Raw genomic sequence first — 25,902 nt, forward strand, 5'->3', positions numbered from 1 at the left:
ATCTTAACATTGTATTTCTTGCCAGGGTTTTGCGATCGCGCATCCAACCTAAATGACATCCTTAACAGTGGCAGCTAATGCTTTAGACTAAATCTGAGATCGTCAAGGCACAAGGGAACGTTAATGGCAGAGAAAGCTGATGCACTCAAAATCACCAGACGCGATGAAGACTACTCCCGCTGGTATCTAGACATTGTAGACAGAGCTAAGCTAGCCGAAGACTCTGGGATTCGCGGTTGCATGATTATTCGACCGGAAGGATTTGCGATTTGGGAGAAAATGCAGCAAACCCTGGACGGAATGTTTAAAGACACCGGACACACGAATGCTTACTTTCCGGTATTTATTCCCGTCAGCTACTTCTCTAAAGAAGCCGAACACGTTTCTGGCTTTGCCAAAGAATGCGCTGTTGTGACTCACCATCGGCTACAACTGACTGAATCGGGAGAAATTACCGTCGATCCCGACGCTGAACTATCCGAACCACTCGTTGTCAGACCGACTAGCGAAACTATTATTTGGTCAGCATATCGTAATTGGATTCAAAGCTATCGAGATTTACCAATTCTGTTGAATCAATGGGCAAATATTTGTCGCTGGGAGTTGAGAACTAGACCTTTCTTACGCACAACCGAATTTCTTTGGCAAGAAGGACATACAGCTCATGCAACTGCTGATGAAGCTGAAGCTGAAGCAAGGCAAATGTTAGAAATTTACAAAACTTTTGTCGAGCAGTATTTAGCTATTCCAGTATTTGCCGGACGCAAGACAGAAAATGAAAAGTTTCCTGGGGCAGTACATACTTATACAATCGAAACAATGACGCAAGATAAACGCGCCATTCAAGTCGGTACGAGCCACAATTTAGGCACGACTTTTTCTAAAGCCTTTGACGTGAAATATTTGTCTGCTGAAGGAACACAAGAGTATCCATTTGCAACGAGTTGGGGCATTACAACTAGAATGATCGGTACTCTCATTATGGTTCACTCCGACGATCGCGGTTTTGTTTGTCCGCCGCGCATTGCTCCTCTACAGGTGATTGGCGTGCCGATTTATCGTAAGGACGCGGAAAAAGAGCAAGTATTAGCTCGATTTACCGAACTACAAGAGCAGTTTAAAGCCACAAAAGCGTTTTCATTTAAAGTCGATACGCGGGATAATTTAAGTCCAGGGTTCAAGTTTAACGATTGGGAATTAAAAGGCATTCCGTTGCGTTTAGAAATGGGTCCGAGAGACTTAGCAAATGGTACTGCTGTGTTAGTTCGTCGCGATACTGGTGAAAAAATTAATGTGGCTCAAACTGATTTGGAATCGCAAATCAAAACTTTATTAGAGGATATCCAAATTAGCTTATTCAAACGGGCGCAAGAATTTCAGCAACAGAATTTGCACTTTGTCGAAACCTACGCTGAATTTCAGCAACAGATCGAAGAAAAAGCAGGTTTTTATGTTGCTTACTTTGATGGTAATTCTGACGACGAAGAGAAAATCAAAGAAGAAACCAAAGCAACCGGACGCTGCATTCCTTTCGACTTACAACAAGGTACGGGGAAATGTTTTTATACGGGTAGGCAAACAGATCGGCGAGTCATTTTTGCTAGAGCGTACTAGCGGGAGCCAGGTATGGTAGGGGCGGGTTGACCGAGCAACTTTGTAACTCACAAATATTTCGGGTGAACCCGCCCGTACAGGTATCAGAAAATTGGGAAAGAGAAGTAGTGCGTGGTGAATAGTTAATTCCCCCGTGCCCCTCTGCTCCTCTGCCCCTCTGCTCCAATCTTACGGGCAGCAGCCAGGAGCAATCTTTGCTCGGCACGGGCGATCGCCCTATAAGTCTGTTCGACGGCATTCGGTTCGACGGAAATAGAGGTAATGCCCGATTGGATCAAAGAGTCGATAATTTCTGGATATAGGACGGGAGCCTGACCGCAGATCGAGCAGGAAATATTAGCTTGCTGCGCCATTTGGATAATTTGGGCGATCGCTTGCAGGACTGCTGGGTGGCGTTCGTTTAAATTAGCGGCTAACTCGCCGCGATCGCGGTCTACTCCCAGCAACAATTGAGTCAAGTCGTTCGTGCCAATGGAGACTCCTTGAACTCCTGCTTTGACGTATTGGGGTAGTAGAAATAGCACTGAAGGCACTTCTGCCACGATCCACAGTTGAAATTGCGCAACTTGAGTTAGTCCTGCTTGCTCGACGCGCTGACGGCAGAAACTAAACTCTTCGACACTGCGGACAAACGGTAACATGAGGTGAAGATTTGTTTGACCGGACTGCTGCACGGCGGCTAAAGCAGCTAGTTCCAAGTCAAAAACTTTCGGATCTTTGAGATAACTCAACGTCCCGCGCTGTCCCAGGATGGAATTACGGCTGTTACCAGCAGCAGCATCCACACCATCCAGATTCAAAGACTGAAATTCTGGCGATCGCCAATCTAAAGAGCGATAGAATACGGGTCTGGGAGCAAAAGCATTGACGAATTGACTAATTTGTGCTGTCCATAAATCTAATAATTCTGCCTGTCGTCCCTGTTGCAACCACACTCTCGGGTGCTGTCCCTCTAACACGTTCAACATCATCAGTTCCGATCGCAACAACCCCACGCCATCGACGGGTAAATCCTTAACCTGAGCAATTAAACTCGGCTGACTCAAATTGAGCATGAGTTGAGTGGCTATAGTCGGGAGTTGGGAGTCGGGAGTCGGGAGTCGGGAAATTTTGACTTTTGAATTTTGACTTTTGACTTCTCCCTTGTCCCCCTTGTCTCCCTTGTCGCCTCTTCTCCACACTTCACCGCGATCGCCATTCAATTCCAATAATTCTCCTGTTCGGATCGATCCTGTGGCGCGCGCAACACTCACAACAGCCGGAATACCTAATTCTCTAGCCAGGATGGCGCTGTGAGAAGTCAATCCTCCTTGCTCAGTGATGATTCCCGCTGCTTGTTGCAATAGGGGTAGCCAGTCAGGGGCGATCGCTGGAGCGACTAAAATCGATCCTGCTGGTATAGTTACAGGTCGCGGTTCGCTTTTTGCGATCACGTATGCTGGAGCAATGACCTCTCCCCTTGCTGCTGCGATGCCTGAGATAAATTCCGAATTCCGTAGCTTGCTTAAGCGAGGAGGTATTCGGAATTCCGAATCTTCTTTTGGCTGTTGGCTGTTGGCTGCTGGCTCCCGAACTCTATAGGTATTCACGTGGGTCAGGTAGAGTTGCGGTTCTGCGTCGATCCCTGTTTGAGCCAACGTCCACTCTAAATAGAATGCTGCGCCCAAATCTGTTTTTAGTTGTTGCGTGAGTTGAATCAGTTGTTGGAGAGACTCATCGCTGAGAGCATACTGCTGCTGTTGTGCTTCGCTCAACAAGTATGTTTGCAAGCAAGGGGTGACAGATGAGGGTAAAAGAGAAGTCGTACAAAGAGTTAAATCTGAAATGAAGGGAATATTGCCGACTCCATAAGCCAATATTTTATTACCCAACTGCCGCGAACGCACTTGATTCGTTGCGGTGGAAACGAAGTAGAGATCGGGTGAAACTTCCCCACGGGCGATCGCTATCCCTAAACCCCAAGTAGCGCTAATCTCAATCTCAGAGGGGTTACACGTTAAAATTCCCGAGGCGATCGCATTTTGTAGGGGTTGTACCAAGACTGCTAGATGAATGTCTCGCCATTCAATCCTGTGGCGCTGCCAATACAAAAGACTTCTAGCGCGAAATAACTGGCTCCAAGTTTGCTTCAAAGCTAGGGCGATCGCTTCCGGTTCTGGACAACATATTTGAGCTTCTAGCAGTCCAGAGAAATTGAGATTTTGGATTGCCGTAGTTTTCAGAATTAAAGAAGGGCGAAAAATTAATGCCGATGCTTGCCACGATTGCGTCGCTTCTAGCAGCGATCGCCAGTACTCTTCTGGTAAGGGTGCGGCAAGAATTTCTTGCTGTAGGCGTTGGGCAACTTTCTGGAGTTGATGACTATCATCAACATTTATTCTCAATGAAGATTCTGGCAGATCGGCAATTAATGGATCGGACGAATTTAACTGCGCGAGAAATTTCCACAGAGTTTGAGCGGGAACGACACAACTAGGTACTACTGGATAACCGTTTGTCGCAATCCGACCGAGATGGAATGCCTTTTCTCCTATCTGTAGGCGTTCTGCGGCTGAAATTTGCTCCAGTAAGTAGAGTGTGTTCAAGAATTTTCTCTCGTCAGTTATCAGTAAAGAGTGGCTAGTGACTAGTGGCTGGTGGCTAGATAATTTTGAATGCGTGAATGCGTGAATTCTTCCCCCGACTCCCGACTCCCTTCTTATTTGTTTATTTAAGCAAATTCCTGGGAAAACTAGATCGAGCATAGCTAGAAACCAATAAGCGTGCTGTCTATGCAAATCCCTTTGAACGCTTACTCAAGAGGTCAAGATTACTATGTTACTAAAAGCCCAACAGTATCGATTAGTTACGAGAAGCGATTTTGACGGTCTCGTCTGTGCTGTTTTACTAAAAAGTTTAAATTTAATCAATGAGATTAAGTTCGTCCATCCGAAAGATATGCAAGATGGCAAAATTGAAATTACTAATCATGATATTACTACAAATTTACCTTATGTTGAAGGTGCGTATTTAGCCTTCGACCATCATTTTAGCGAAACGCTGAGAAATCGCGATCGCTCCTCCACTCATATCATCGATCCTAACGCTCCATCTGCTGCCAGAGTTGTTTACGATTATTTTGGTGGAGCGGAAAAATTCCCTCATATTTCCCAAGAGATGATGACAGCAGTTGATCGAGCGGACGCGGCTCAATTTACTTTAGAGGAAGTTTTACGACCTCAAGGCTGGGTACTGCTGAATTTTTTGATGGATGCGAGAACGGGGTTAGGTAGATTTAGAGATTTTAGAATTTCTAATTACGATTTGATGATGAATTCGATCGATGCTTGTAAAGACAGCACGATTGACGAGATTTTAAATCTTCCTGACGTGAAAGAAAGGGTCGATGTTTATCGCGAACACGAAGCTAAATTTCAAGCACAAATTAAAAAGTGTGCGACTGTTCGTGACAAAACAGTTGTATTAGATCTGAGGCAAGAAGAGACAATTTACGCGGGGAATCGGTTTATGGTTTACGCTTTATATCCTGAGTGTACTGTCTCAATTCATGTCATGTGGGGTTTGAAGCAACAAAATACAGTGTTTGCAGTTGGCAAATCGATTTTCGATCGCAGTTCTCAAGTTAATATTGGCGAGTTGATGTTAAAGTATGGTGGTGGTGGTCATGCCAACGCTGGAACTTGTCAAGTCGCGCATGAAGTAGTGGATGAAACATTAAGGGAAATCATTAGCCAAATTAAGGCGAACGAGTAATTTAAATTTGATTTTATTGGTTTGAATATCATATTCGTGTAGGGGTGGGTTCACCAAAAATACTTGAAATACTTGCAGTTTATTGATAAACTCACCCCAGCAGATCTGTAAAAGTTGACGCATTTTGATAAATGTTGCTGCGATCGCAAATTTAATACAATATGTGGGAATTACTGGGTCTTGGTAGGGCGGGTTTATCGATCTCCTCGTGAGAAGATAAAGATTGTTGGTAAACCCGCCCCTACGTTTTATTTATTTAACTTCATTGACAACCCAATTCGTTTTCTCTGCACGTCAATTTCTAATACACGCACTTTGACAATTTGTCCAACCTTGACAAACTTTTTCGGATCGTCCACAAAGCGATCGGCTAGTTGAGAAATATGAACTAAACCATCTTGGTGTACGCCAATATCTACAAACGCGCCAAAGTTGGCTACGTTAGTGACGATTCCTTCTAATTCCATGCCCGATTTGAGATCGGAGATTTCTTTGATATCCTCTCGAAATGTAGCATATTTAAATTCAGCTCTAGGATCTCTGCCGGGTTTTTCTAATTCGCCGATAATGTCTCTTAATGTTGGTTCGCCTACAGTTTCAGTCACGTATTTTTTCAGATTCGTTCCTTTGAGCTTAGATGCAACTTGAGAAATTTGAGTTAATGATACGTTTAAGTCGTTAGCGATCGCCTCCACAATTTTATAACTTTCCGGGTGAACGGCTGTATTATCTAAAGGATTTTCTCCACCTCGAATCCGTAAAAATCCGGCAGCTTGCTCGAAGGCTTTTGGTCCTAATTTGGCTACCTTGAGTAACTGACGACGGTTTTTAAATACACCGTTTTCATTCCGATAGGCAACAATGTTATTGGCAATTGTTGTCGTAATTCCAGATACATAACCCAGTAACTCCTGAGAAGCAGTATTAAGGTCTACGCCTACGTAGTTCACGCAACTTTCTACGGTTTCCTCTAGCTTTTGCTTCAAAAGTTTTTGGTCTACATCATGCTGATATTGTCCCACACCAATTGATTTGGGATCGATTTTAACTAATTCTGCTAGCGGATCTTGCAAGCGTCTGCCAATACTAATTGCACCGCGCACGGTAATATCAAGTTCGGGAAATTCCGCGATCGCAACTTGACTGGCAGAATAGATCGATGCGCCCGATTCATTGACCATCACTTTAATTGGTTTGCGTTCCACCGTCTGCAAGACTTCTGAAATAAATTCATCCGTCTCTCGTCCTGCCGTACCGTTACCGATCGCAATTAACTCAACGCGGTATTTTTCCAACAATTGCTTAACAGTTTGTGCTGCTTGCGATCGCGCTGCTGCTGATTGGTGGGGAAAAATTGCTTGATATGCCAAAAATTGCCCTGTTTGCGATAGTACGGCTACCTTACATCCCGTCCTAAATCCAGGATCGATCGCCAGTGTCGGACGCATTCCGGCTGGACTGGATAACAATAAATCGCGTAAATTTGCCTCAAAAGTTTTAATTGATTCAACATCGGCAAAGCTTTTTTTCTCATTACGGACGGCACTAATTAATGACTCTTTCATCAATCGCGTCCATCCATCTTTGAGTAAATCGTGGTAGAATTTCCTCAAACTGGGGTTCTTCGTGCGAATTTCCTGCGATTCTAGATAGGACAATACCACCCCTTCATCAAAACTGAGATCGAAATCCAAGATTCCTTCGGCTTCACCACGATATAGCGCGAGTAGATTGTGCGGTGCGATATCTTCAACTCGAATTTGATAGTTGCGGTACATTTCAAATTTTGTCGTACCTTCGGGGTAATCGTCCTTGACGCGCGAGACAAACACCCCTTCGTTGAGTAGATATTCGCGGATGTAAGCGCGTAATTCGGCTTTTTCAGCAATTTCCTCTGCCAAGATATCAGCTGCACCTTTAAGCGCTTCCTCCTTTGACTTAACTCCCTTTTCCTCAGAAATATATTTTACTGCTTCTGATTCTAAAGGTACGATAGGGGCGTTTTTGACATTGAGAGATTTAATCCACTCGGCGAGTGGTTCTAATCCCTTTTCTCGCGCCGCCGTAGCGCGGGTGCGGCGTTTGGGGCGATAGGGAAGGTATAAATCTTCTAATTCAGTTTTCTGCAAGCAGGCGGTGATTTTTGCCTGTAGTTCCTCTGTCAGTTTACCAAGAGAGGCGATCGCGCTTAAAATCGCTGCTTTTCTTTCTTCTAGTTCTGTGAGGTAGGCGTGTCTCTCAGCTAGTTCCCGCAGTTGGGTTTCGTTCATCTCCCCCGTGCGTTCTTTGCGGTAACGAGCGATAAATGGAATTGTTGCACCCTCCGCCATCAGTTCGAGTGCGCTTTGCACCTGGAAGGGTTTGAGATTTAGTTCTTGAGCTAGTAGTTGGGGAATGTTTACCATCGAGTCAGTTTATGCAGTCTCTCTTAAAGGTAATATGCCATATGATTCAAAAGTGCAACGGTGAGCGAAGTGGCGAAATTACCCGATGAAACATTTTCTACTATCTTTAGCTTGCAACGATGACTGCTAGAACGCATCGACGAAGCTACAGCTACAGATGCAGCCATCTTTGAGCGGTTTGGAGAAGTGGAGGAAACAAGACCAGAACTAGAAGAACTCCAAAGTATTAGGGAGAGATCGACATCTGCTTACACTCGACTCTACACTCTTTTGTTAAGAGTGGCAGAGGCTCAACCAGTAGCTAGTTCTGCTACGCTAAATTTATTTACTGGAGCAATCGATAGAGCAGACACAAGCCTACGTTGATTCAGCAGCAGCAAGTATTATGGATGTCAAAAGGAACTGGAATTTGCCATGAGTAACCAACCTAGAATACCCGATCCAGAAACCAGAAAGCGATCTGTTGAGAAGTTAAAGGAAGTTTGTCGTCAGTTTGACGAGTTGAATGAGTTACTCGATCGCGCGATCGCAAGTGCAGAAGCAGATATTCGCAATAGTCCATCATCCGCTTATCGGACGCGACAGCAGCAGAAAAGGAGACAAATGGAAATATAAATGGAAATAAAGATTGACGATCTTTCTGGCTCTGAAATTGCTGAGTTTTTGGAAGAACATATCAGAGAAATGAAGTCCGTTTCGCCTCCTGAAAGTAAACATGCTCTAGATTTGGCAGGGTTGAGAAAACCACAAATTACATTTTGGACGATTTGGGATAGTAGTTGCTTAATAGGCTGTGGTGCAATGAAAGAATTAGATGCAAGCCATGCTGAAATTAAGTCGATGCGTACAACAACCTCATATAGAGGGAAAGGTGTTGCATCAATGCTACTTCAGCATATCTTGAACGAAGCGAAGCTACGAGGTTATCGGCGTATAAGTTTAGAAACTGGATCGATGCCTTTTTTTGAGCCAGCACGCAATTTATATGCGAAATACGGCTTTAAGAACTGTGCGCCTTTTTCTAAATATAAAGAAGATCCAAACAGTGTGTTTATGACAAAGGATTTGTAATTTAAAATCTTCTTCTTTGTGTCTTTGCGTCTTTGCGCGACACAAAACTATATCTTGAAATGCACCTGAGAATTAAGCTGACACAAAATTTCTACTAATTGCTCAATCTGACTCAATTCATGAGTCGCCATCACAGAAAATCTTATTCTACTTGTCGGTACGGTAGGGGGACGAATTGCTGGCGCAAAAATTCCCGACTCTTTCAAATTTGAACCAAATTTTAAAGCCGTGGCTGCATCTGCTAATTGCAAGCACAAAATTGGCGACTCAGAAGGTAATAATTTTAATTGCGGTAATTCTTGAGTCATTAAATGTTTTAAATAATTAATATTTTGCCAAAGTTGCTGTCTGCGTTCTGGTTCTTCTCGTACAATAGAAATTGCCGCGATCGCAGCCGCAGTATCGGCAGGAGAAAGAGCTGTGGTATAAATCCAACTAGCCGCACGGTTGCGTAGAAAATCAATTAAAGCGGCTGAACCTGCGACGTAACCGCCTAAACTTCCCAAGGCTTTGCTCAGCGTGCCAACTTGAATTAACGGGCTACTAGTAAGATTGAAATGTTCGACGCAACCAGCCCCAGTTTTACCAAAAACTCCGGTAGCGTGAGCCTCATCAATTAATAGCATACAGTTAAATTGAGCTGCTAAATCTATTAATTCTGGTAACGGGCATAAATCTCCATCCATACTAAAGACACTATCAGTCATAATTAAACAACGACGGTAGCGATCGCGTTGTTCTAACTGGGTTTTTAAAAATAAAATATCGTTATGGGGATACTCAATAATTGTTGCACCGCTGAGAATCGCTCCATTTTTTAAGCAAGAATGATTGTATTGGTCTGAAAGAATTAGATCTCGTTTGCCAACTAAAGCCGCAATTGTACCCAAATTTGCCAAATATCCCGAACTGAAAACTACAGCATCTTCAGTTTGTTTTAGAATTGCGACCGCTCGTTCCAATTCTCGATGCAATTCTCGATGTCCGCTAAGTAAACGAGAACCCGTACTTCCCGCACCGTATATCTGCGTAGCCGTTATAGCTGCTTGAATTAGTCTTTCATCGCCTGCTAACCCTAAGTAGTCGTTACTAGCAAAATTAATCAGCGATCGCCCTTCCATTTGGATAATAGCACCAGGGCGGCTGTCAATTGTCTGTACGGCACGATACCAATCGGCTTTGTGGATGGTTGCTAAAGATTGTTCTATCCAAGCATAAGGATCTTTTGACATGGGGGATGAGAACGTAAATATTCTATACAGCATGATACTTGTAGGGGCGCACAGGTGTGCGCCCCTACTACAGGTTACGTGTTTCATCTCAGCAATTCAGTAACCTTACCGATATACCTTTTAGAATAGGCGATCGCATCTTCTCACCTGAGAATATACCAACAAATACCTAGTAACATCTAAGTAGGAATGCGGAGACAGCTGCACAAGTGCAGAATAAACCAGTGAATTTGCGGTTAAATAAAAATCAGCCTCATTCTAGGATGATCTCATATTCAATTTTCACTTAGAAAACAAAAGGTGCGTTGTGGCTTCAAACGGTAACATTAAACGTACATTAGATGAAGTTCTGCCTCTTGCAGAAAGTTTGCCACTAGAAGATAAAGCTGAGTTAGTACAGCGGTTGATTGGCGAACACTCAGGCTTAAATGTTGTTATTGATAATAGCTGTTTATCTGGTTCAATTATTGGGTTAGTTAACTTAATGAGTCGCGATGAGGTTGCAGAAACATTAATTGCGATCGCTAACAGAGTGATTCTTGAAGGAAAAATTTCTAAAGGATAGTCGGAGGGTGCGTTATTAACGCACCTGACTATTTTAAATAGTGGCAAAACTAGGATTCATCGGCTGAGTTTTTTGCTCTTGAGCTACGTTTAACTTCTGAACGAATTCCTGAGTTAGCTGACTAAAAGCTTTGGCTCCAGCAGAGTGAGGATTGCTCAAAACTACGGGCATAAAACTATCAACTGCTTTAGCAACGTTGACATCCATTGGAATTTGAGTATTAAAGATTTTATCAGGGGTAAAATCCTGATTGATTCGCTGTACGACTTGCCTTTGGTATCTACCTGTAAATAGATTACCAGCCATTGTAAACACGATACCGATCAGTTGAATTCCCATGACAGCCTCGGCTTCATGGCTTTTTTTCAATTCGGCAATGCGTCTTTCTAATAACTGAATTCCTACAATCGATAGCGGTTCTGGCTTAGCTGGTAAAATATAGAAATCGCTGGCAGCAAGGGCGCTACGAGTCATGAGATTGTAGCCAGGAGCGCAATCAAAAATAATGCAATCGTAGTCAGACATAATTGGCTGCAAAATCTGTCTGAGCAAAGTTCTCTCAAACCGATTCCAGACAACTTCAAAGTCCAAGCGATCGACTTCAAAAGCTTTTTCATGTAGCATTTCTGCTACCATATATTCGTCATATAACTCAATATCTCCTGGCAATAAGTCCAGGTTATTAATATTACAGACCGAACGATGAATTGCATCTTGGATGGTAATTCTAGCTTGTGGGTTTGGCTGAATAATTTGGTTGATAAAATTCTTGAGGGTGCGTTTTCTTTTTCTATAGTTAGCAAACTCTGTGGGAGCCATCAAGCTGAGAGTGGCGCTAATTTGGGTATCTAAGTCAAAAATCAAGACTCGCTTACCATGCTCTTTTGCTAGCGCCGTGGCTAGATTAACGCTGAGAGTTGTTTTGCCGACACCCCCTTTCATATTAGCAGTGGCGATCGTATAGGTCATATTTGACATCCTCGCTATACAGCTCTTGGTCGGTTTGAATCTCCGAATAGCTTAGCTGCACTTGCATAAATGGGAGAAAATTGTTTGAATATCTTTATGAAATTTAGTCATCTAGTCGTGGCTTGGAAAATGTAAGGGCGGGTTCACCGAGATCTAGATAAACAGCAGAGATTGCTGGTAAACCCGCCCCTACCCACCTGCAATCCATTTCTTTTGAATTGCCAACACTGCCGCCTGGGTGCGATCGCGTACTCCTAATTTCTGGATAATGGTATGGACGTGTACCCTAACCGTACCAGGAGTAATGTATAGGGTAGAAGCAATTTCTTGGTTAGACTTACCCGCCGCAATTAAAGCTAAAATTTCTTGTTCTCGTTGCGTTAGCGGTTGGTTAGATTCTGCTGGAGTTGCGATCGCCTCACTCGTATCTGGGTTATGCTCGAATGTAGTGCGAATTTCTGTAGTTGCCGTGCGATCCCACCAAGAAGCACCAGCAGCCACCGAACGAATTGCTAAAATCAAAGTCTCGGCAGCAATCCCTTTCAAACAATAACCCGCCGCCCCTGCGGCAATCAACCGCGCAATTAAAGACTTTTGGGAATGAGAAGTTAAGACTAAAACTGGTAACTGGGGATTTTGCTGTTTAATTTGCCGACACGCCTCTACACCGCCAATTCCAGGTAATCCTACATCGAGTAATACCACATCGAGGGCGTGACGCTGTACCATTTCTACGGCTGTTTCCCCATCCTCCGCTTCAGCAACGATTTCTATACCTGATTCTTGTTGCAATTTGACTTCTAAACCAAGGCGAAAGAGTTCGTCATCTTCAACCAGGAGTAACCGTAAGGAAGGAGACATTCTTATGTATAAACTGACAAAGCTGGTAAGCGAAAACAGAAAAGCGCGCCTTGAGGCAAACAATTCTCTGCCCAAATTGTACCGCCATGCGCGGAAATAATTTGCCGTGTTAAATAGAGTCCCAAACCCGAACCTTTCGCTTGGCGATCGCTATGTCCTTGATAAAATCGTTCAAATAGATGTGGTAATTGTGCGTCAGTAATTCCCAAACCGTTATCCAAAACTTTGACAAGACAATATTCCGCCTGAGATTCAAATACCACTTCTACCTTACCACCGCGACGGGAATGATTAATTCCGTTTGTGAGGAGATTGGTAAACACCCGCGCTAATTGCAGTGCGTCACCCTGAACCCACATGGCACGACGAAAATCTGAGTCTCCGTACCTCAAACTAATATAAACTTGACGCGAAGCAGCGAGATCTGTCAAGGAGGCGATCGCTGCTTGCGCTATTGTGACTAAATCCACAGGCGCTAGTTGTAATTGCAATCCTTCCGTATCATTGCGATAAACGTCTAGCAAGGTTTCCACCAATTGTAATGTAGACTGATGCGAACGGATCATCTTTTCTAAAATCTTGTAATGGGTAGGCGTAACCGTACCAAATTTTCCTTGTTCCCAAGCCTTGAGAGTTTCAATCGCACCGAGTAGCGGAGTTTTCAAGTCGTGGGTAAGCGTAGAGGCAAAATCTTCTCTCACTCTAGCTAACTGTTCCTGAGACTGTAATTTAGCTTGTTGAGAAGCGATCGCAATTTCGTATTGATGGTTGCGATCGCCCAAGATTCCTGTCACAATCAGAGCGATCGCGGCAATGATCCGACTAGCGATCGTTGAAGCTTTTGCAATCTCATCTCCAGGCAGCCATAAATTTAAAATTGTCAGTCCTACAGCAGCAAGAGTAGTGTAAAATGTTGCTTTCCTACCCAAGCGGGAAGCTGAAATTAGGATTGGTCCCGTGTAAAGATAGCCAAAGACATAATCTACAGGAGTCACGAACTCTAGTATCAGCACTACTACAAATAGGCTAATAACTTGCCACAGCGAACTCCAGCTAAAGTTTTTGTGAAGTGCGATGGTCTTATCCTCGTTCGATTCTTTAATTATTATTTTGTCATCTTTAACGAGACAATCTAGGCAATCTCCGATATATCTTACTGTTTGTTTCTACTGGAGGTAGTGTTTAGTCAGTGTTTAGTTCTAACTATACCGACAGATATAGCAAGAGAATAAATTATATATATAGTCTGCTCTATGCGATCGCTGCTATTTTTATTGTCATTGTCTAAACAGTAGCAATATAAAACTTATATCTAAACTCAATTGTAGAATTTAAGTAACATCAGCTAAGTTATTACAAGTCATAAATATTTAGCAGACTGCTCAAATAATTATGTTGCTATAGTTTGGAACAGAAAAAACTCTTGATATTAGCAGGTGGTGAGCCTACTCTACAAGATGAAGTCAGCAGAATCTCAAGCATAAGGTAAATAAAACCTACTTTGCTATCAAACATATCAATTTTAAATATATATGTGGCAAGGATTTCTTCAAATCGCAATAACACTAATTATTTTGGTAGCTATTACCCCTTCTTTTAGTAGCTACATTGCCTCCGTTTTCTTAGAAAAGAAAACATTTCTCGATCCAGTAGCGAAGCCTATAGAACGTGTCATCTACGCTTTAGGTGGCATTCCTACCAAGAGTGATATGACTGGATGGCAATATGCTCAGGCGATACTTTACAGCAACATCGTCATGGGCATTTTTGTTTACCTCATCTTCATGTTGCAGGGAATCTTACCCCTAAATCCGACCAACTTACAAGCACCGAGTTGGGACTTAGCACTGCACACAACCATCTCATTCGTTACTAACACCAATCAACAGCATTATTCTGGCGAGACAACATTTAGTTATGCTAGTCAAATGCTAGCTTTAGGATTTCTGATGTTTACCTCAGCCGCCACTGGATTATCTGTAGGAATTGCCTTTATTCGCGGTTTAACAGGTAGACCTTTAGGAAACTTCTATGTCGATTTGGTGCGATCGATTACGCGAATTTTACTGCCAATTTCCATAATTGGGGCGATCGCATTACTCATGGCAGGCGTTCCAGAAACTTTAGCAGCACCAGCTACAGTTACAACTTTAGAAGGTACAACTCAAGTTATTGCCAGAGGACCGGTTGCTCATTTTGAAATTATCAAGCAACTGGGAGAAAATGGCGGTGGCTTTTTTGGGATCAATTCCGCTCATCCATTTGAAAATCCAAATGCTTTTACTAATTTAGTAGAAATACTAGCGATGGTATCTATTCCCGCTGCTTTAATTATCACATACGGCATTTTTGCAAATAATAAAAAGCAAGGGTGGTTACTGTTTTGGATGGTATTTATCATTTTTGTCACGCTAGTTGTGGTGACAGGAGTAGGCGAATACCAAGGTAATCCTCTAGTAAATAATTTAATTGGTGATAGTCCCAACTTAGAAGGCAAAGAAGTTAGATTTGGTTGGGCAGAAACAGCATTATGGGCAGTTTTAACTACAGGAACGATGTGCGGTGCAGTCAACGGAATGCACGATTCTCTGATGCCAAATGGCGGCTTTTCCACCCTATTTAATATGTTCGTGCAAATGGTCTGGGGTGGTCAAGGAACGGGAACGGCTTATTTGTTCGTTTACCTAATTTTGACCGTGTTTCTCACAGGTTTAATGGTAGGTAGAACCCCAGAATTTTTAGGACGCAAAATTGAAAAAAGAGAAATCGTTCTCGCTAGCGTTATTTTACTCGTCCACCCGATCGCGATTTTAATTCCTAGCGCGATTACTCTTGCCTTTCCCGATACGCTTGCAGGAATTAGCAACCCTGGGTTTCATGGTATTTCTCAAGTTGTCTACGAATATACCTCAGCATCAGCTAACAATGGTTCCGGTTTTGAAGGATTAGGGGATGCTACTTTATGGTGGAATTTAAGTGCTTGTTTCAGCTTATTAGCAGGACGCTATTTACCAATTACTGCCTTGTTGCTATTAGCCGACAGCATGACACGCAAACAGCCAGTACCGGAAACTGCTGGCACTTTGAGAACTGACACGCTGCTATTTACAGGCGTTACGGCTGGCGTAATTCTCATCCTTGGCGTACTCACATTCTTCCCCGTCCTAGCTTTAGGACCGATCGCAGAAGGATTTCAAATTGGTAATTGGTAATTGGTTTAACACTTCTCCCTTGTCCCCCTTGTCCCCCATCTATGAATTCTATAGCCTCTACAAAACCTCCACGTCCTAGACCGCAAGGACCTCGCGGCGATCGCAAGCATACACCAAAAGTCAACACTCAAGGACTTTACAAAAGAGCAATCAAGGAATCTTTTGTCAAGCTTAAGCCACGAGTGATGTTAAAAAATCCCGTCATGTTTGTGGTTTACGTAGGAACAATTATCACCGTCTTGATGATATTTGACCCTTATTTATTTGGACCAGTTCAAGGCGAAAACCTGAGATTTTTTAACGGGTTAATCGCATTAATTTTATTCTTTACTGTAGTATTTGCCAATTTTGCTGAAGCTGTGGCAGAAGGACGAGGCAAGGCGCAAGCCGATGCTTTGCGATCGACAAAATCAGATACGATCGCCAAAAAACTTTTACCCGATGGATCGATTCAAGAAATTTCTTCTACCCAACTGCATCGCGGCGATATGGTTAAGGTGGTGGCTGGCGATATTATTCCCGCTGATGGTGAAGTGTTAGCAGGTGTAGCTTCAGTCGATGAATCGGCAATTACGGGGGAATCCGCACCCGTATTGAAAGAACCAGGTTCGGACGTGGCTAGTTCCGTCACGGGTGGGACGCGCATTCTCTCCGACGAACTCAGTATCCGCATTACAGCCGATCCTGGTAAAGGCTTTATCGATCGCATGATTTCCCTGGTAGAAGGGGCAGAACGCGCTAAAACTCCCAATGAAATTGCTTTAACAGTGTTATTAGCAGTTTTAACGTTGGTGTTTCTGTTTGTTGTAGCGACATTACCAACAATTGCTAGCTATGTAAATAGTCCCGTCAGTATCGCAATTTTGATTGCCTTGTTAGTCGCACTCATCCCAACTACCATCGGCGGTTTATTGAGCGCGATCGGAATTGCAGGTATGGATCGGGTGGCACAATTTAACGTCATAGCCACCTCTGGACGCGCCGTAGAAGCCTGCGGCGATGTCAACACTCTCATTTTGGACAAAACAGGTACGATCACGTTAGGAAACCGTTTGGCAGAGGAGTTCGTGCCTGTCAACGGTCATACGATGAATGACATTGCGCGAGTGGCGTTAGCAGCCAGCTTGTTTGACAATACACCGGAAGGAAAATCAATCGTCCGCCTAGCGGAAAAATTGGGAGCAACAGTAGACTTCGATCGCAACCTTGCTGAAGGAATTGAATTTTCTGCTAAAACCCGCATGAGTGGGACGAATTTACCCGATGGTAGCGAGGTACGAAAAGGTGCGGTAGGCGCGATTAAAGGTTTCGTGCGTTCCCGTAACGGACGCGAAACCCCCGAACTCGATACAGCCTACGAACGCATTGCTCAATTAGGTGGTACGCCCTTAGCAGTTGCACTTAATGGCGAAATTTACGGCGTAATTTACCTCAAGGATATCGTTAAACCAGGCATACGCGATCGCTTCGATCAGTTGCGGCGCATGGGTGTACGCACAGTCATGTTAACTGGAGATAACCGCATTACTGCTAGTGTAATTGCTCAAGAAGCTGGGGTAGATGACTTTATTGCCGAAGCCACACCCGAAGACAAAATCGAGGTAATTCAACGGGAACAAGCGCAAGGCAAAATTGTTGCCATGACAGGAGACGGAACGAATGACGCGCCAGCATTAGCACAGGCAAATGTGGGAGTTGCGATGAATTCGGGAACTCAGGCGGCGAAAGAAGCAGCGAATATGGTCGATTTAGATTCCGATCCGACAAAGCTAATTGACATCGTGACTATTGGTAAACAACTGCTAATTACCCGTGGGGCGCTGACAACTTTTTCTATTGCCAATGATATCGCTAAGTATTTTGCAATTATTCCCATCATTTTTGCTTCAGCTAATTTACAAAGCTTGAATCTGATGGGATTAACTAGCACAAACTCAGCTGTATTATCAGCATTAATTTACAACGCTTTGATTATTCCGGCTCTAATTCCTCTAGCTTTGAAGGGTGTAAAGTTTCGTCCGCTATCAGCAAATCAGTTGCTACAACGAAATATTCTAATTTACGGTTTAGGTGGGGTAATTGCACCATTTATTGCAATTAAGTTAATTGATGTTTTGGTGTCAGCAGTGGGATTAGCCTGACAAGGAGTATAAAGAAATGAAACGACAGACAAAATTAAATCGATTACCAACTACCAACTACCAACTACTAACTACCAATTTATGTATCCGTCCCAAACTACCCCTCGTCATTTTCCTCGTTCTATCCCTTAACGCCATCCTCGCTCCAATAGTATATGCAGCCACAGATGAAACATGGCAACGAACCCAAGCCTATGCACTAGGAATTTTAGGTTTCATAACATTGGCACTAGTAATTTATTTATTTGATGTCGTATTTCGACCGGAGCGATACTAATGTCTATATTTCGAGAAATTCTGCGAGGAATTCGTCTAACTCTGGCGCTGTGGTTACTAACAGCAGTTCTTTATCCCGGTTTAATTCTCTTAGTGGGACAATTACCATTTTTACAAAGTCAAGCTAATGGCAGCATAGTAGTAAATTTAGAAAATCAACCTGTAGGCTCGGTTTTAATTGGTCAACCATTTACATCTGAAAGATATTTTCAAAGTCGTCCTAGTACAGTTGACTATAGTACTAGCACAGAAACTACATCCACTGGTGTATCTGGTGCGAGTAATTTAGCTCCTAGCAATCCAGAATTACTCAAACGAATTGAAGCACAAGCCAAACAGTTGCAAGAGAACGGTATTCAACCCACTGCCGATCTGGTTTATACCTCTGGTTCTGGCTTAGATCCTCATATTACATTAGAAGCAGTAGAAGCACAGTTAGTAAGAGTTGCCAAAGCACGGAATTTTTCAACTGATGAAATTGTACCTTTTGTAAATAAGCATACTCAAGGTAGATTCTTGGGAATATTTGGCGAACCTGGAGTTAATGTATTAAAGCTAAATCAAGAATTAGATGTTTTGGAAATCACCAAGGGGAAGTCGTAAGTCAAAAGTCAAAAGTTAAAAGTCAAAAGTTATCAACTACTAACTTCTCACTACTGACAAATGACAAATGACAAATGGCGAAAAAAGGTAAGCATAAAATTTTTATTGGTATGGCTCCTGGGGTAGGAAAAACCTATCGAATGCTAGATGAAGGTCACGCCTTAAAGCGAGAAGGAATTGATATTGTTATTGGATTGCTAGAGACCCACGGAAGGAAAGAAACAGCACAAAAAGCTGAAGGACTAGAGATCGTACCGCGCCAACACATTATGCGTAGCGGTATGACATTAACAGAAATGGATACAGAGGCAATTATCAAGCGATCGCCTCAGTTAGTATTAGTAGATGAACTCGCTCATACGAATGTCCCTGGTTCCTTCCACGAAAAACGCTATCAGGATGTAGAAGATATTTTAAGAGCGGGAATTGATGTCTACTCTACTGTCAACATTCAACACCTCGAAAGTCTTAACGATCTCGTAGCGCGGATAACAGGAATTGTAGTACGAGAGCGCGTTCCCGATCGCCTACTCGACGAAGCAGATGAGGTGGTGGTAGTCGATGTCACGCCAGAAACTTTAGAAGAAAGATTGTTAGAAGGTAAAATTTACGCTTCTAACAAAATTGACCAATGTTTGCAAAACTTTTTCCAACGCCGCAATTTGATCGCTTTGCGCGAACTAGCACTAAGAGAAGTCGCCGATAACGTTGAAGACGATGCCCTAGAACTGAGCGCCCGTAACAACGGCAATGACCTAGACGGACAGTATTGTAACATTCACGAACGAGTATTAGTCTGCGTATCAACTTATCCTAACTCCGTTCAGCTCTTGCGGCGAGGGGCAAGAATTGCTGGTTACATGAATGCACCACTCTACGTTGTGTTTGTGGAAGATCCAGATAAATTCCTCACTAGGGAAGAAAGCCTACACGTCGAGACTTGTGAAAAATTGTGTCAAGAATTTGGCGGTACATTTATTCGTGTCAAAAATCATGACATTGCCAAAGCGATCGCGGATGTAGCCTGTAAGTATCATGTCACGCAAATCGTCATTGGGGAAAGCCAACGATCTCGTTGGAAAATCTTATTGAAAGGCTCCTTAACTCAAAAATTAGTCCGATTGCTAAAAAATATCGATCTGCACATCATCGCAACCGACAAAAAAGAACCATTATGAAGTCGTAAGTCGTAAGTCATTTTTCTCCCTCAGCTTCCTCAGCTTCCTCAGCCTCCTCAGCTCCCCCAGCTCTCTTACCTCCCTGCTCCCTAACAAATGTACTAGGATAAAACAGAGAAATCTTCCAGATGCAGCAGGCATGAACTTTTTAACTTACGTTCTCCATGTGGTAGGTTCGGGTGCGATCGCGTACTATACTGCTCGACAAATCCGCGATCCCCTCACACGTCCCAATACTCTCGCTGGCTTCCAATTAGCAGAATCAGGCTCGGTTCCCTTCTTGACAAAATTGAGTCAACGTGCTGGCGGAGAAGGCGATGAGTGGTTGGCTGAGAAATTGGCAAAACACGCAGCTGATGAAACTAGGCACGGTCAAATTTTCGCCCATGCTTTGAAACAACTGAATAAACAAGTCATCGATTTCAAGCGGGAGCGCGAAAAAACGCCAGAGGAAAAACCGAAGGAACAGCAGCGCAGTCCCTTTTTTGATGCTTTCTTCAAAGGCTACTCCCCAGAGCAGCTTAAGCCGGAAAATATGGAGTGGAATGTATTTCTAGCTAGCACCTACATTTTAGAGTTGGATGCTAGCAAAGATTTCGTCCGCATGGCAAATGTATTACCTGAAGACGAACCAACTAGCCGTAACCTGAAAAAGAGCCTTCTGAGTGTAGCTCAAGATGAAACTGGTCACGCCAACTACCTCTATGAAGCCATGATGCGGCGAATGCCTGCAAACCAAGTGCAACAACTCGTAGACGAGTGGCGCACCCGCAAAGTCAATGCTCTCATCGCATTTACCAGCAATATGCTTCAAGGCAAAGACAAACCACGTTCTTTAGTAACAGAAGGCGCTCCCGCCGAAACGCCAGCCGACTCTCAACCGCAAGAATTAGCAGCCGTTTAAATTTGTCATTTGTCATTTGTGAGTGGCTAGTGGCTAGTAGCTAGAATCTTTATCTAGTCACTAGCCACCAATCACTAGCCACTAAGAACTGACCTCCATGCCTTACTTAAACGATTTAGCTCAATTTCTGGATCGCTTTTTTGCGATCGAGCGCTATTCTGCTTCTGAAAGGGGTGGTGTTTACATACCATCACCGCGCCCAATTAGTAGAATAGGACTAGCTTTAGAGCCGTGGGAAAATTTGCCACAGTGGGTTGAGAAACAAAAATTGGATGCACTGTTTCTCCATCGTCCTTGGAAATTGCAAGCGAAATTATTGCCAGATATTGGAGTCTTATCCTATCACTTGGCATTTGACGAGTGCATGACATTGGGGTTTAATTCCCGTCTAGCGAATGTATTATCTATGTCAGACTTGGAGGTACTGGGAGAAAAACAAGGGCGAGCGATTGGTGCGATTGGTAACATACCTCAGCAAAAGATCGCGGAATATTTACATTGCATTACCGAAATTTTTGGCGGACTAGAAGAAGTACATCTAAGTAGAACAGTAGAAGTTTCGCGTATAGCAGTTGTAGGAGGAATGAACGATGAACTAGTTAGGGAAGCTGCAACACGCGGCGCTAATTTGTATGTCACTGGACAAATGCGGCAGCCAGCCGTTGAAGCTTTGAAGGAAACGGAAATTAGTGCGATCGCAGTGGGACATCGCCGTTGCGAACAATGGGGTTTAAAATCCCTTGCCGGACTGTTGCGCGATCGCTGGTCTGGGTTATCAGTCATCGGTGAAGAAAGGGAGTAGGGAGCAGGGAGTAGGGAAGAATAATTTAACTCACGCACTACGCACTACTTTCTTATCAACAACGAAACTAATTACGCGATCGGATTTGGCGGTAATATTTTCTCATACGTATATGCTTAAATTTAATGTAAAAAATGTGACTTCAGTAGGTCAAAAACGTTATAATCAAACTCATATTTGGACGAGATTTTTCTAGAATATAACTGTACATTCACGGAAGTAACGAGCAGTTGGTATAAAAAATAAAATGAAGTTACAGTAAAAGTCCGCTTGAAGATTGAATGAAAGTGAAGATAAGTTTATGAAGGAATTTTTATAAGTTCATTAAATTATGTTAGTAAATTAATTCGAGAACATCCCCTAGCGTCGGCAAGTTGGGCAATTTATAGTTTTGCTTGAAGTGTTTGGCGTGCAATATCTGTCAATGCTGCTACACAAATCTTTTACAGAGGAATCATGCAAGCTTCCCCAAACATTACCTCCGCTTGGCAACGGCTCAAAAAGAACGAATTGAGCTGTTCTGAAGCGATCGCCCTTCTAGTAGATAATGAAGGAATTGTCAACCAAACACTACTAGATAAGGAAGTTAGTAGCAGATTTTTGCGCCACTTTCCCGATAAAACTTCCTTGCCTCCAGCTATTCCCTTGCTATTGTGGCGTGGATGTTACTATCTTGGTTCGCCCGTATCCCTCGACTCAGAAACGCTAGCCCAACTACAACAGCGCACGGGTAGCCAAATCGAAGTCATCCCCATTGCTGACAAAAGCTACCGTACTTGGTTTCACTCTCAAAGCCTCAATCCCAATCGGATCAGCTCTATGCCCATAGTTAACCCAATTACGGGACAACTAGAGCAAGAAGACATCAGCGAAACTACAGAAATTTATTTAAGCAAAGCTGGCGATCAAATCGAGCGGATCAAAACGATTATCTCTGGAGCATTACGCAACCGAGCTAGCGACATCCACTTAGAGCCAATGGTAGATGGCTTGAGAGTGCGTTATCGAATTGATGGCGTGCTACGTGACATTACCACCTTACCAATAACAATGAGCCGCCGCGTCGTGATGGCGTTGAAGGTGATGTGCAACATGGACATTGCCGAACACCGCCGCCCGCAAGATGGCAGGATTGAGGAAAAGTATGCTTCAGGCGATGAAGCAGAACTCAACATGGACATGCGCGTCAGTACCCTGCCCTGCGTCAATGGCGAAAAAGCAGTTATCCGCCTCTTGCCCCGAGAAAATCCCTTTACTCACTTGGGCAACCTGGGCTTTGTTCCAGAAACGATGAACGCCTACAAAGCTTGGTTAGAGCAACCCCAAGGCATGATTATTCTGACAGGTCCCACGGGAAGCGGTAAAACTAGTACACTTTATACGAGTTTGCAGAATGTTGCTAAAGAACACGTTAACGTCGTCACGGTAGAAGATCCGGTTGAGTACGTCCTGCCAGGAATTACTCAAACTCAAGTTCACGAAGCCGCAGGAATGACATTTGCCGCAGGGATGCGGGCAATTTTGCGTCAAGATCCAGACATTATCATGGTGGGTGAAGTTCGCGATAGCGAAACGGCAGAAACCGCAGTCAGAGCAGCGCTAACCGGACACTTGGTATTTACCACTCTGCACACGAATGATGCACTCGGGGCAATTCCGCGTCTGAAGGATTTAGGTATAGATCCTGGTTTGTTGAGCGATGCGTTGTTGGGAGTAGTGGCTCAGCGTTTGGTACGTCGTGTTTGTCCCCATTGCAGCGAGCCTTATACCCCTACAGAAACAGATTTGAAAGTGCTGGGATTGGGACGAGACATACGTACTGATACGTGGCGTAAAGGTCGAGGTTGCTCGATGTGCTTCAACTCTGGATTTTTGGGACGGGAAGCAGTGGTCGAGTTAATTGACGTAGACGATCGCATCCGCGATATTATCTACGAAGGTACGATGACCCAGTTACAGCGCTACCTACGAGAGATTAACTATGCATCTTTCCGCAAGGCAGCGGTAGAGAAGGTGATGGCTGGGTTGACCACCGTACAAGAAGTCTTGCGCGTCCTACCTCGTTGTGCTTTGTACAACAACCATTTTGCTAGTGATAGCTTGGCTGAATCGGAATATGAATTAAACGGGCGCAAGCTGCCTGAATTGGGGAGAATGCAATAGCTCGCGGTATGTATTTCATTTGAATGTAGGGGCGCACAGCTGTGCGCCCCTACATATTTAAAAAAAGAGGGGAAGGATTTTTGTTTTCCTTCCCCTCTTTCTTGCGGTTATTTTTACTGTCTTCGGCTTTATCGCCTTCTTTGAGCCTTTGACGCATCATCTGCGCCTGTTTCTTCAGTTGTCTGGCTCTTGCCGCACCGCCTCTACCTTTGTCGTTTCTACCTTCGCGACGGGGCGACTCCCATCGTTTGAGTCGCATACTCTGCTCCTTTGCAGCTTTTCTGGTATTGTGCTGATGGGCAGGAGGAGAATCGAACTCCTATGGGTTTAAGCCCGCTTGATTTTGAGTCAAGTGCGTCTACCAGTTTCGCCACCCGCCCTTTTTTTCAGCTTTACCATTGTAATCTATTTTTGTATTTTCTAACAAGTTTTGATATTCGCGACTAGATGCCCAGCGATCGATCTCTCTAGCACGTAAGACTGGCACGGGATGGGTGAGTTGAGAGGAGTGAGCTGATTTCAGCATTTCGCCAATTTCGGTATTGCTAATATTGTCGTAAGCGCGCGCTTGCTCGATAAAAGCATCGAGATTGAGCTGGGAAGCCAGAACGGGAGAACCACCAGCGAGTTTCATCAATATCGACATCACAACTTTGGGGTCTTGAGTGGCTAGCAAGGCAGCGCGATCGCAGGTAAACTCAGCACAGCGTACCCATTCTAATAGTTGCGCCTGTAGGGTTTGGACGAGTAACTGACCCACATTAGGCAGTTGTCCGGCTGCGAGGACAATCAAATTCACTAACGTCAAATAGACCCCGTGGTCGCATTTGAGATGACCCAATTCGTGAGCAATCACCGCCTGCACTTCCTCTGGTGTCAGCAGATCGATCAGTGAAGTGTGCATGACAATAAATGGTTGCTTACCTCGCATAGCAAAAGTGTAAGCATTGGGGACTGGGTGCTGTCTGACATACAACTGCGGCGGTTCCAGATCCAAAACCCGACACGCTTCTATTAACAGTTGATGATATTGCGGTAATTGGCGATCGCTCACCAGAATACTTGAGGCAATATTTTCAATATAGAAAAATTGTTCTGCCAATTGTCCCAATAAATTTCGCACCAGCAAATCGACACCAGGAATTTGTTTGAGTGCTTTAGTTGCTTCTAAGTCTAAAGGATGACGAAAAGAATCTGCTTTAAGCCCAACTAACTGCGTCTTGAGGGAAGACATGAGTATTGCGAACCAGTTTGTAGAGTAATAAAAGGTAATAAAGTAGATGCGATCGCCGACCCGCTGTCATCAGCAACATCGCAGTCAACATCTCACAGTCAGTATAGCGAATTCAGTTGTCAGCGATCGCTATGCAACTACCAACTACCAACTACCCATTACCAATTCAATCCGGTAGAGGAATTTTCATCGAACCGCAATCTTTGCGATTGCAAAGATACCATTTCGCGGGTGCAACTGCGCCTTCAGTGTCGAAGTACACGAGTCCTTCAGGAATGTTGTAGTAAATTTCCATTGTCACCTCGCAACCGAGGATGCGCTGAAGTAGTTTTTTGAGGATCTCTTGCCTGGAACCGATTGCTGCCGTCACTTCGCGGCTTTTGCAGTGTACCATCAGCTTAGGGCGGTTGGATTGTTCGCAAGACCAAACGTTAAAATCTACAGCCAGACGTAACAAAGCCCTCGTTTGAGGATCGCACATCTCAATTAAGGTATTTTCAATTTCAGCCTTTTCAATTGCGGTTGGTTTTTCTTTGTTGTAAATCAGTTTCATAACTTAATTTCCATACTGCTTACCAACATTTTTGAGATTTTTTTACCAACTTTGCGTCACATCTGCCACATTTTTTATCTCGCTCAACTTTTAATATCAATGAAGGCAGGCGATCGCATTCAATCATGCAGAAGTGCTAATTGTGGCTTAGTTTCAGCCTAGCTTATTCTGTATTTTCCTGGCTATTAGTAAATCAGTAATTGTTAACTTGGTTCAAACATTTTCACAAAATTTTACTTCAAAAAATCGGAAAAAGCTGTCTTCTATCTATCGAGAGAAATGTATGACGATACCTTACATTTTTATTAACTGTTCTTTCAGTACAAGCCATCATGTGCGGAGAGTGACATTTCCCGTCAACTGGCA

At 43.7% G+C, this 25,902-nt stretch carries 24 protein-coding genes and 1 tRNA gene; 15 read left to right on the forward strand and 10 right to left on the reverse strand.

All coding sequences use genetic code 11. From position 1 onward, the window contains the following. Window positions 1-123: 123 nt before the first annotated feature. Window positions 124-1,614, forward strand: a complete 1,491-nt coding sequence (gene proS / locus CHRO_RS15490) for a proline--tRNA ligase (RefSeq protein WP_015155172.1) — start codon at window positions 124-126, stop codon at window positions 1,612-1,614. Between the two features lie 122 nt (window positions 1,615-1,736). On the opposite strand, the gene CHRO_RS15495 is transcribed toward proS, so the two are convergent. Beyond that, on the reverse strand, window positions 1,737-4,199 hold the full coding sequence (locus CHRO_RS15495; RefSeq protein WP_041462496.1) for a putative PEP-binding protein: 2,463 nt from the start codon (window positions 4,197-4,199) through the stop codon (window positions 1,737-1,739). 229 nt (window positions 4,200-4,428) lie between these two features. Here CHRO_RS15495 and CHRO_RS15500 point away from each other — a divergent pair, with 229 nt between their 5' ends. Beyond that, window positions 4,429-5,367 (forward strand): exopolyphosphatase-like protein, encoded by a 939-nt coding sequence (locus CHRO_RS15500; protein WP_015155174.1) that lies wholly within the window; start codon window positions 4,429-4,431, stop codon window positions 5,365-5,367. Window positions 5,368-5,615: 248 nt separating this feature from the next. On the opposite strand, the gene CHRO_RS15505 is transcribed toward CHRO_RS15500, so the two are convergent. After that, a complete protein-coding gene (locus tag CHRO_RS15505; protein WP_015155176.1) occupies window positions 5,616-7,772 on the reverse strand; it encodes a Tex family protein in 2,157 nt (718 codons plus the stop codon). A gap of 186 nt (window positions 7,773-7,958) precedes the next feature. Here CHRO_RS15505 and CHRO_RS33390 point away from each other — a divergent pair, with 186 nt between their 5' ends. From CHRO_RS33390 to CHRO_RS15520, 3 genes are read left to right on the forward strand one after another with little or no spacing between them, the layout of a single operon-like run. Further along, window positions 7,959-8,138, forward strand: coding sequence for a hypothetical protein (locus CHRO_RS33390; protein ID WP_219335934.1), 180 nt, complete (start codon window positions 7,959-7,961; stop codon window positions 8,136-8,138). Window positions 8,139-8,186: 48 nt separating this feature from the next. After that, window positions 8,187-8,387: a hypothetical protein gene (locus CHRO_RS15515; RefSeq protein ID WP_015155177.1), complete on the forward strand. Its 201-nt coding sequence runs from the start codon at window positions 8,187-8,189 to the stop codon at window positions 8,385-8,387. Continuing rightward, window positions 8,388-8,843 carry a GNAT family N-acetyltransferase gene (locus CHRO_RS15520; protein ID WP_015155178.1) on the forward strand — a complete coding sequence of 152 codons (456 nt, stop codon included), beginning with the start codon at window positions 8,388-8,390 and terminating at the stop codon, window positions 8,841-8,843. 47 nt (window positions 8,844-8,890) lie between these two features. Here the strand turns inward: CHRO_RS15520 and bioF are convergent, their stop codons facing one another. Further along, window positions 8,891-10,075 carry an 8-amino-7-oxononanoate synthase gene (gene bioF / locus CHRO_RS15525; protein WP_015155179.1) on the reverse strand — a complete coding sequence of 395 codons (1,185 nt, stop codon included), beginning with the start codon at window positions 10,073-10,075 and terminating at the stop codon, window positions 8,891-8,893. Window positions 10,076-10,382: 307 nt separating this feature from the next. On the opposite strand from bioF, the gene CHRO_RS15530 reads away from it, so the two are divergent. Then, window positions 10,383-10,640: a hypothetical protein gene (locus CHRO_RS15530; RefSeq protein ID WP_015155180.1), complete on the forward strand. Its 258-nt coding sequence runs from the start codon at window positions 10,383-10,385 to the stop codon at window positions 10,638-10,640. 33 nt (window positions 10,641-10,673) lie between these two features. Here the strand turns inward: CHRO_RS15530 and CHRO_RS15535 are convergent, their stop codons facing one another. The 3 genes from CHRO_RS15535 to CHRO_RS15545 form a co-directional block, all read right to left on the reverse strand. After that, a complete protein-coding gene (locus CHRO_RS15535) occupies window positions 10,674-11,609 on the reverse strand; it encodes a ParA family protein (RefSeq protein ID WP_015155181.1) in 936 nt (311 codons plus the stop codon). Window positions 11,610-11,798: 189 nt separating this feature from the next. Then, window positions 11,799-12,470, reverse strand: a complete 672-nt coding sequence (locus CHRO_RS15540) for a response regulator transcription factor (protein WP_015155182.1) — start codon at window positions 12,468-12,470, stop codon at window positions 11,799-11,801. A 2-nt stretch (window positions 12,471-12,472) separates the two neighbouring features. Beyond that, complete coding sequence (locus CHRO_RS15545; RefSeq protein WP_342669338.1) at window positions 12,473-13,546, reverse strand: sensor histidine kinase; 1,074 nt, start codon at window positions 13,544-13,546, stop codon at window positions 12,473-12,475. Between the two features lie 456 nt (window positions 13,547-14,002). Here CHRO_RS15545 and kdpA point away from each other — a divergent pair, with 456 nt between their 5' ends. The 8 genes from kdpA to CHRO_RS15585 all read left to right on the forward strand — a co-directional run bounded on the left by kdpA (window position 14,003) and on the right by CHRO_RS15585 (window position 23,749). Then, complete coding sequence (gene kdpA, locus CHRO_RS15550; RefSeq protein WP_015155184.1) at window positions 14,003-15,682, forward strand: potassium-transporting ATPase subunit KdpA; 1,680 nt, start codon at window positions 14,003-14,005, stop codon at window positions 15,680-15,682. Between the two features lie 41 nt (window positions 15,683-15,723). Continuing rightward, window positions 15,724-17,823 (forward strand): potassium-transporting ATPase subunit KdpB, encoded by a 2,100-nt coding sequence (gene kdpB / locus CHRO_RS15555; RefSeq protein ID WP_015155185.1) that lies wholly within the window; start codon window positions 15,724-15,726, stop codon window positions 17,821-17,823. A gap of 16 nt (window positions 17,824-17,839) precedes the next feature. Continuing rightward, window positions 17,840-18,100, forward strand: coding sequence for a potassium-transporting ATPase subunit F (locus CHRO_RS15560; protein ID WP_015155186.1), 261 nt, complete (start codon window positions 17,840-17,842; stop codon window positions 18,098-18,100). Then, a complete protein-coding gene (gene kdpC, locus CHRO_RS15565; protein WP_015155187.1) occupies window positions 18,100-18,702 on the forward strand; it encodes a K(+)-transporting ATPase subunit C in 603 nt (200 codons plus the stop codon). Before CHRO_RS15560 ends, kdpC begins: the two co-directional genes overlap by 1 nt. A gap of 74 nt (window positions 18,703-18,776) precedes the next feature. Continuing rightward, window positions 18,777-19,880 carry a universal stress protein gene (locus CHRO_RS15570; protein WP_015155188.1) on the forward strand — a complete coding sequence of 368 codons (1,104 nt, stop codon included), beginning with the start codon at window positions 18,777-18,779 and terminating at the stop codon, window positions 19,878-19,880. Window positions 19,881-20,019: 139 nt separating this feature from the next. Then, window positions 20,020-20,784, forward strand: a complete 765-nt coding sequence (locus CHRO_RS15575; protein WP_015155189.1) for a ferritin-like domain-containing protein — start codon at window positions 20,020-20,022, stop codon at window positions 20,782-20,784. 97 nt (window positions 20,785-20,881) lie between these two features. Then, entirely contained in the window at window positions 20,882-21,586 is a 705-nt protein-coding gene (locus tag CHRO_RS15580) for a Nif3-like dinuclear metal center hexameric protein (protein WP_015155190.1), read from the forward strand. 456 nt (window positions 21,587-22,042) lie between these two features. Continuing rightward, complete coding sequence (locus CHRO_RS15585) at window positions 22,043-23,749, forward strand: GspE/PulE family protein (RefSeq protein ID WP_015155191.1); 1,707 nt, start codon at window positions 22,043-22,045, stop codon at window positions 23,747-23,749. A 49-nt stretch (window positions 23,750-23,798) separates the two neighbouring features. Here the strand turns inward: CHRO_RS15585 and CHRO_RS15590 are convergent, their stop codons facing one another. From CHRO_RS15590 to CHRO_RS30565, 3 genes are all read right to left on the reverse strand, one after another. Continuing rightward, window positions 23,799-24,008: a hypothetical protein gene (locus CHRO_RS15590; protein ID WP_015155192.1), complete on the reverse strand. Its 210-nt coding sequence runs from the start codon at window positions 24,006-24,008 to the stop codon at window positions 23,799-23,801. Window positions 24,009-24,045: 37 nt separating this feature from the next. Continuing rightward, window positions 24,046-24,129, reverse strand: a tRNA-Leu gene (locus CHRO_RS15595). Further along, on the reverse strand, window positions 24,108-24,983 hold the full coding sequence (locus CHRO_RS30565) for a M48 family metallopeptidase (protein ID WP_015155193.1): 876 nt from the start codon (window positions 24,981-24,983) through the stop codon (window positions 24,108-24,110). The genes CHRO_RS15595 and CHRO_RS30565 overlap by 22 nt, the downstream gene beginning before the upstream one ends. 46 nt (window positions 24,984-25,029) lie before the next feature. Here CHRO_RS30565 and CHRO_RS34385 point away from each other — a divergent pair, with 46 nt between their 5' ends. Continuing rightward, entirely contained in the window at window positions 25,030-25,161 is a 132-nt protein-coding gene (locus CHRO_RS34385; RefSeq protein ID WP_256498136.1) for a hypothetical protein, read from the forward strand. Here CHRO_RS34385 and CHRO_RS15600 read toward each other — a convergent pair. Then, window positions 25,150-25,536 carry a hypothetical protein gene (locus CHRO_RS15600; protein WP_015155194.1) on the reverse strand — a complete coding sequence of 129 codons (387 nt, stop codon included), beginning with the start codon at window positions 25,534-25,536 and terminating at the stop codon, window positions 25,150-25,152. The genes CHRO_RS34385 and CHRO_RS15600 overlap by 12 nt on opposite strands. Window positions 25,537-25,902 lie beyond the last annotated feature (366 nt).

It is taken from the genome of Chroococcidiopsis thermalis PCC 7203 (assembly GCF_000317125.1).
Lineage (GTDB): Bacteria > Cyanobacteriota > Cyanobacteriia > Cyanobacteriales > Chroococcidiopsidaceae > Chroococcidiopsis > Chroococcidiopsis thermalis.